Source organism: Stenotrophomonas sp. MMGLT7 (assembly GCF_021168555.1).
GTDB lineage: Bacteria > Pseudomonadota > Gammaproteobacteria > Xanthomonadales > Xanthomonadaceae > MMGLT7.
Window position 1 is genome coordinate 1 of sequence record NZ_JAJOZS010000040.1, and the last position, 1,155, is coordinate 1,155.

General features: G+C 67.7%; 1 protein-coding gene. It reads left to right on the plus strand.

All coding sequences use genetic code 11. The features are described from left to right. Positions 1-213: 213 nt before the first annotated feature. Complete coding sequence (locus LRX76_RS18700; protein WP_231807138.1) at positions 214-1,140, plus strand: transposase; 927 nt, start codon at positions 214-216, stop codon at positions 1,138-1,140. Positions 1,141-1,155 lie beyond the last annotated feature (15 nt).

Consider the following 1,155-nt stretch of genomic DNA (forward strand, 5'->3'; position numbering starts at 1 on the left):
AGTCGCTTGTGTCTTTCCAGCCGTTAGATTTGGAGGCGAGAGCGGAGTGCGGCAGCCCGTTCAGTCGCAGTGCCTGAGCACGTGTAGGAGTCAGGGGCGCCGCACTCCCTGCTCCCATCGCAGCCCGAACAGTTGATCGGATGGCAGTCCGAAGTAGAACAAGCCTGGGATCGATGGGAGTGCTCTCGTTGCCCAGGCTACTACGGAGGCTGCATGAACTCATATGTCGGCATCGATGTGTCCAAGGACGAGTTGGTCGTCCATGTCCTGCCCGAAGAGCTGAACAGAACCTTCCTCAACCACGCCAATGGCCTGGTCGAACTGCTCGGTTGGCTGCTGCCACTGGAGTGCAGCCGGATCGTGTTCGAGGCCAGCGGCGGCTACGAGCGCGATCTGCTGGAGGTCCTGCACCGGGCTGGGCTGGAGGCGGTGCGCCTGCCGGCCCGGCGTCCACGCGACCTGGCCCGCGCCCTGGGCCTGAAGGCCAAGACCGACGCGATCGACGCCCGCGTGCTGGCACTGGCCGCCCAGCTACTGCCGGCGCCGCCGACGCCACCCCTGGCCCCTGCCGTGCAGATCCTGCGCGAATGGCTGCAACTGCGCCGTGCCCTGATCGGCGAGCGCGACAACCATCGTCGCCGCCTGCAGCAGATGCGCCATGGGCCCGCGCAGGCCTGCCTGCGGGAACTCATCGACCACCTGCAGCAACGCATTGCCCAGATCGAGGGCCCCCTGCGGCAAGCGCTTGCACAGTGCCCCCAGGCGTTGGCCGCCGCCCCCGGGCTGGGCCCCATCCTGCGTGCCACCCTGGCTGCCCGCCTGCCAGAACTGGGCCAGCTGAACCGACGCCAGGTCGCCGCCTTGGTTGGACTGGCCCCCTACAACCGCGACAGCGGCCAATGGCGGGGACAACGACGCATCAGCGGCGGACGGTCGGATGTGCGCCGCGTGCTGTACATGGCCACCTGGGCCGCCATCCGGGCCCGCTCCCCGCTGGCACAGACCTACCAGCGACTGTGCGCGGCCGGCAAACCCCCAAAGCTCGCCGTAACCGCATGCATGCGCAAGTACCTCACCATGCTCAACGCCATGGCGCGCGATCAAGCACCTTGGGCACCGCCTCCCGTGCAGCCTGGATGACAGTTGACTCCTACA

Coding starts and splice junctions, on each gene's coding strand:
- LRX76_RS18700 (WP_231807138.1), top strand. CDS start 214: ATGAACTCATATGTCGGCATCGATGTGTCCAAGGACGAGTTGGTCGTC.